The sequence below is a fragment of the Streptomyces sp. NPDC005963 genome (genome assembly GCF_040638655.1).
Lineage (GTDB): Bacteria > Actinomycetota > Actinomycetes > Streptomycetales > Streptomycetaceae > Streptomyces.
This window is the reverse complement of record NZ_JBEXVD010000046.1, coordinates 21,926-28,258: the sequence shown is the minus strand read 5'-3', so window position 1 is coordinate 28,258 and position 6,333 is coordinate 21,926. Positions and strand designations below refer to the sequence as shown.

4 protein-coding genes are annotated in these 6,333 nt (G+C 65.5%); all 4 read left to right on the top strand.

Annotated elements, in window-relative coordinates; translation table 11 throughout:
- Positions 1-1,259: 1,259 nt before the first annotated feature.
- Positions 1,260-1,742 carry a hypothetical protein gene (locus ABZ348_RS33690; protein WP_358939665.1) on the top strand — a complete coding sequence of 161 codons (483 nt, stop codon included), beginning with the start codon at positions 1,260-1,262 and terminating at the stop codon, positions 1,740-1,742.
- A gap of 51 nt (positions 1,743-1,793) precedes the next feature.
- Complete coding sequence (locus tag ABZ348_RS33685) at positions 1,794-2,210, top strand: hypothetical protein (protein ID WP_329028342.1); 417 nt, start codon at positions 1,794-1,796, stop codon at positions 2,208-2,210.
- Between the two features lie 815 nt (positions 2,211-3,025).
- Positions 3,026-5,266, top strand: a complete 2,241-nt coding sequence (locus ABZ348_RS33680) for a helix-turn-helix domain-containing protein (RefSeq protein WP_358939663.1) — start codon at positions 3,026-3,028, stop codon at positions 5,264-5,266.
- A gap of 15 nt (positions 5,267-5,281) precedes the next feature.
- On the top strand, positions 5,282-5,839 hold the full coding sequence (locus ABZ348_RS33675; protein ID WP_358939661.1) for an XRE family transcriptional regulator: 558 nt from the start codon (positions 5,282-5,284) through the stop codon (positions 5,837-5,839).
- The last annotated feature ends 494 nt before the right edge of the window (positions 5,840-6,333 follow it).

The window sequence follows — 6,333 nt, the reverse complement described above, 5'->3', positions numbered from 1 at the left end:
CTCCACTCCCTCGCCGACTACCTCGCCAAGGTCAGGCCCGACCACCACACAACCAAGCAGGTCTAACACTGGGGATTTCAGGCGCATCACACTAGTAACTCTGGTAGAGCTATCAAGCCTTGCACTGGAGGATTTTCCGAACGAGAGTGACGTCCCCCCTGGAGGTTGGCCTGCATTTTGACCTGCTATCCACAGTCGGGACTCGTCAACCAGGCGGTTGCAGACGTCTGAGCCCTGGATGTCTGGCTCGCGTCGCCATGCCTCGGATACTCGCTCTCTGCGGATTTGAGGTGTGTTCAGACCGCAATGGGTCGGTAGCTCCTCAGCCCTAGCGGGCTTGCGGTGCCCCGACGGATGGGTCACTCGTCATTGGCGACTACCGGCTGTGCTCGCTGAAAGCATGACGACATGGCTGATCAGCTGGACGGCTCAGGTAGCCCCTGCGGCTGACCGAGCAGCTATCCCTGCGTCCTGGCTGGCTTTCCGTGGCCGAGCTTTACGGCCGGCACGGGAAAGTTTCGCAGCAAGGGGTCGCCAACGGAGTTGGGGACATCGACTGCGTCAGCTGCGGAAGCCGAGCAGGATGCCCTGCGGGTTCGCGACGCTGGGTCTTTAGTAAGAGAGCCCACCCCGTTTTAGGCTTCTGACCTGTGGGTATCCGAGATCGAAGGTGTCCTGGGCGACACATTCCGGTCGGTGAAATGTGTACCTCGCTGGCACATCTTGCGCTGAAAGACAAGCAGTCGTTGTCTTTTAGGCTCCACGGAACGGGTGGCGATCATCCCTGCTCAGAGCGATACAGGATCCACGTGGATGTCGGCTTCGAGTGGGGTCGTGGAGCTCCTGAATGTGTTGCTACTGCGGCACGCAAAATCAACCGTGGGTTGATTAACGGCGTGTGTGCGTCACGTAAGTCAAGCAGTCGTTGAGTTTCGTGGCCGGTGTGCGGCGACTGAGCGCCTCGGCACCCTCAGCGGCGCGCCGCTGCACCAAAAAACAAGCCCTGGTTGAGTTTTCGGATAGGGTCTGCAGCGCCTGAGTAACAAGGAGGTCATGTGCTATCTGAACCGCCTGCCCGATCGCGATCGGGCAGGCCACGAGCCGTACCAGCTACCCCGGACGACGCTGTCTTCAACGACATCCTCAGCGTTCTGGGCAAGCAGCTGGGCAACGCGACAGAGGCAACGGAGCCTCGAAGTCGACGAAAACTCAAAGGCGTCACGTTCGAGTACGAGACGGACGCCCGCTCCGTCCACACCATGGCCGGGACCGCGGGATACAGTCTGGCGAGCAACTGGTTCACCCAGCTCCTGGCCCAGCTCTCGGTCGCCAACTCCATCACCAAGTCGCAGCTGTGCGTCTTCCTATTCGTCGCCGGCGGGCAAGTGCCGGGCACCGGGATCACTGAGTACACACAGCAGGAGATCACCGATGGTCTGAACAAGCTCGCTGCCCAGAAGCCGGAAGCAAAGAAGATCACCCGGCCCACGGTCAACCGCGCCATCAAGGCCCTGTGTGAATACCACTGGGTGGAAAGGGTGGGCAACGGCAGGATCCGGCTGAACGTGACCCTCTGGTTCCAAGGCAACAGCACGTCACAGCAGGAAGTACTCGCCGAGATCGCCCACGAGCACGGCAGCGACCCGGAAGCCTTCCCCCACAACGTCGGACCCGAACGGCCGTACCAGGAGGAGTTCGACTTTGGCTCCGACGCCTACGGCAGAGGGGAGCGCGCCGGGTGATGTGGCGGGTAGACGACCATCCGCACAAGCGACAGCGAGAAAGGCGTACTGATGCCTGAGGTCATGTCCCCGATCGTCGCCGAACGGATCTGGGCACTCCCGGTCTCTGGCGCGGCGACGAAGTTCCTCCAGTACCTCGTCTTCCGGTCTGACTTCGGCGGACAACTTCCCGTGCGGCAGAAGGACATGGCGCGCGAGTACAACATCACGCCGCAAGCCGTGAGTAACCTGATAGCTCCCCTCTGCGACCTCAACCTCGTGCTCCGGCACCAGAGTGAAGCCCGGAAGGGTAACTCCTACCGCCTCCACCCTCTGGCTGCGAAGTACCCAAGCCAGGAGGCGATGGAAGCCGCGTTCAGGCACACGCTGCACAGCATCAAGGCAGGCGAGCTGCCCAACCTCAAGCTCCCGGCCTACGCGGCCGCACCACCCACGGGCGGACAGTCGCCCAAGCTCCAGGTCGCGTAACGCAGCAAAGCGTAGGGCCCCGCCAGAAGACGGGGCCCTACGTGCCTGAGTAAGAGGTTGCTCGCGAACTATACCCGCGGTCGGGAACAGCCAGCGACAGCCGACCAGAACGGCCGAGGGGTCGAACAGCGAGCCGTGGCCACACCGCGACCGGCGATCGCAGCCTTCACGGCGACAGCCTGCTGAACGGTTATGGGCTGGTCACGGCTCGGGGGAGGGCCATGAACCATGTCCCTTTGAGGTATAGGGGCATCTGGGTTGAGGCTGGTTTTCCAGTCATGAGACCTGCCATGATCGCCTCATGCGCCTCAGCAGAAAGGGTCATGCCGCGTAGGCGGCCTGGCCGGGTCCGTGCCGAGTTGAGGCACCGGCCTCAGAACGACAGACGGCCTGCCGTCCCAGGCTTGTCTTCGCGCGCGCTGGCAGAGATCGCGAGGATCGAGCGCAGCAGGAACTACCTCTGGCCAGGAGTCGCCGAAACGGCGTTCCGGAACTGGCGATGCTTCGTGCGGCACCCGTACCGCCGGCTATGGGTCCAGGATGGTGACGGCTGTGGCGTGTGGGCATGTTGCGGAGTGCCGCTTGAGGGACGCGATTTCCTCGAAGCCATTGTGTTGGGGATGTCCCGGAAACGAGCCCGCGGGTTTCGGGCGCTCCTCGCAGTACTCGACAATCAGTACTGAGAAGAAGCGTGACCTGGTCCACGACGCGTCCTCGATTGCCCCCGACCGGGGTACGACGAATGTACGCGAGAAGTACGGCAGTAGTACGCAGTATGCCTGATTCGCACTATGCTTGTCTGGAGGAGGTGTTCCTTGTCCGAGTTGTTCGACGCGGTTGACGCCCTGATTGCCGGGCAGTCCCCGCTTCCCCCGCCGAGTGAGCGGGAGCGGCTGCGCAAAGCGCATGGCCTCACTCAGGACCAGGTCGCCACGGCGTTGAAGGTGCGGCGGCCGACGATCGTGTCGTGGGAGTCGGGGAAGACGGAGCCGCGGCCGCCGCAGCGTGAGGCGTACGCGCGTCTGCTGGAGAAGCTGGCCGAGCTCTACCCGGTCCCTGATCCGGCCACCACCGGCGTTTCCTTGTCGATGCCGGTGCCCGAGACGCTGACCGGTACCACCGCTTCTGTGTCTTCCCTGCCTGGTGTCACCGAGCCGCCTCAGGCGCCCGCTGGCTCGACCACCGCGCCCGTCGACGAGCCCGTACAGGCCCCGGCTCCGGCGCCTGAGGCCCGCCGGGGGCCCGGTGCCAGGCCGTCGACGTCGAGGCGTCCAGCCATGAAGAGGGCCATGGCCAAGCCCGTCGCTGCTCTGGCCGCGGTCGATGCGCGGTTTGAGAACGGGCCGCTGGCGGTCTTGGATGTCGACGTCGACGGAAAGGTGTTGGCGTACTGCGTCGGTGGCTTGGTCCTGGACGTACCCGCGAAGTCGCTGCCCTCTCTGGTGGAGTGGACCCTGCGCGAGGCGAAGCTCGGTGCGCCGAAGCTGTCCGGTCCGGGGAAGCCGGCCGATCCGTTGCTGGTGCTCACCGAGGCCGCGCTGGAGCGCTACGGCCTGCCCCTCGTGCTCTCGGAAGAGGAGCGGCTCGCCGGGCGTCTGCCGGAGGGCCACAAGGCCATCAAACAGCTCACCCGCGCTGATTGGCAGTTGACGAAGCGTGGGTTCGGGCCGTGGGCGCGGATCTACCGTCCTGCAACCGGTTCGGAGCGGGCCTGTGTGCAGTTGTGCATTCCGTCGTGGCACGCACTGGACACCCGTCACTGGGGCCCTGCTGGGCAGCTTCCGCCGGCGGAGCTCGCCCGGGTGCTGGGTGTGTACGCGTCCCGGGTGATGACGCCGCGCGGGTCGACCGCGGTGACCGGGCTGGAGCTGATGACCGCATTCCACCCGGCGACTCGGGCGTCCGAGCTGGACGCGGACGGCAAGCGCACCTCGGAGCACAACCCCGGCAGTCTGGGCAAGGACCCGGTGGACTGCGCGCCGTGCGAGGCACCGGACGGGCACCCCCTTCTCAAGGATCTGCCGCGCTTCCATGTGCGCGGCCCGGCGGAGAAGCTGTTCGAGGAGGCGTACGACTGGGCGCGGCCGATGACCGACGCCGAATGCATGCGCCGTCACCTGGTCGGCATCGACGTCAACATGGCGTTCGCAGCGGGCGCGAACGGCTTGTACGTCGGTCTGGGGGCGCCGACGCATGTCAAGGACCCGGTGTTCGACCCGAAGCTGCCCGGCTCGTGGCTGGTGGACTTGTCCCATGTCGATCTGTCGCGGGTGAAGGTCGGCAAGGACAAGTGGGCGGACCTGGACGCGAGTTTGCTGCCTTCCCCGTTCACGCCGAAGGGCGAGCGTCCGACCGGCCCGGCCTGGTACGCGACCCCCACGGTGGCGTACGCGACGGAGCTCGGGTACGACGTGACGCCGACCGAGGCGTGGGTGCGGTACGAGAACGGTCGCTACCTGGACGCCTGGTACAACCGGCTGCGCGATGCCTACCTCGCCACGATGGCCGACCTCGGCGTCCACACCGACACGGAGCCGGCGGGCTTCCTGGCCGCGATGGACAACTACAAGGGCCGTGACCCGGAGCTCACGATCGTGGGCTCGGCGATCAAGGCGACGGTGAAGGGCGGCCTGGGCAAGCTGCGCGAGCGCCCGCGCGGTGAGGGCTGGCGGCCGGGCGAGCCGTGGCGGGCGCTGTCCCGTCCGACGTGGCGGCCGGACATCCGCGCGGCGGTCATCTCCCGCACCCGGGTCAACCTGCACCGCAAGGTCGTCAAGCACGCGGCGTTCACCGGGCAGTACCCGGTCGCGATCCTGTCCGACTGCGTCGTCTACGCCGCCGACGGCGAAAGCCCGCTTGCCTTCCTGCCGTACCAGGAAGGCAAGCCGCTGCCGGGTGGGTTCAAGCTCGGCATCAACCCGGGTCTGGTCAAGCACGAGGGCACCCAGAGCGTGCTGTGGGGCGAGGAGGTCCGCGAGCGGTTCAACGCGCCGGAGCTCAACCTCGCCCGGTACATCAAGGACGGCACCGTCACCGATGTCGATAGCGGTGAGTAGGGGAGTGGGCAGGCGATGAGCATGTTCGGGGACAGCCTCGACAAAGCGGTGCAGAAGGTGTTCACCCGCCCGGCACCCAAGAGCGCCGGCGCACAGATGCGGTACCTGGTCAAGCAGTACAAGGGCACGAAGGCCGTCGCCGAACTGCTCGGCATCTCCCAGCGCACCGTCGAACGGTACGTGAAGGACCAGATCAAAACACCCCGCAAGAACCTCGCCACCCGCATGGAACGCGAAGTGAAGAAGCGCTGGCAGCCACAGATCCGCGCCAAGGCCAAGGCGAAGGCGGCGTCCACGGGCGGCATCGTCATCGACACCCGCGCCCGCATGGGCTACACCGCACCCATCGGAACTACCGACCAAGACCGCACCCGACACCTCACCATCGCCCTCCCACCCCGCTACGCCGCACGCCTCTTCGACGCCCAGGAGGCCGGCGTCAGCGACTCCCGGCTCCAGGAGATCGCGGCCGAAGCCCTCAAAGAGGTGTACTTCCAAGATGGCGGCCGCCGCGCCGGGAGCCTGGAAGAGGTCCGGTTCACAGACGTCGAACACCTGGAGTTCGACCTCTAAGCGCCTTCAGGGGGTCAGAGACCCTTAGAGCAACCCGGTAGGGCGACAAGCCCCCTTCCTGCCGCGGCGTCGGGCCGTTTCAAGTACCCGAAAATCACTGCGAAATACTCCCGGCCCCGGGAGGACAGTGGGGAGCAGGGTGACCCCGGGCAGTGCTCGACCACCATGTCGCCGGGGACGACCCGAGCAGGCGATCCCCTTTTCCGGCCCGTCCGTGGAGTTGGCGACGGCAGGGGCGGACCCAGCCCGGGTCGGGCAGCACTCCATGAACACTCAATGTCCGCTCAAGGGAGGGGCCCAGGGTAGCGACTGAAGTCGAGCTACTGAACTATCTCCTGATCACTCTGCCGGCTTGGAGGAAACTTGCAGGTCAGAGGCGTACAACGGGCAGGACAGCGACTGAAGCGACCCAAGGCTCGGGTATATGGAGACATTCGTGTGTGTGCGTGCGCGTGCGCTTCATATATAGAGAGCTTCAGTCGCTTCAGTCGCTG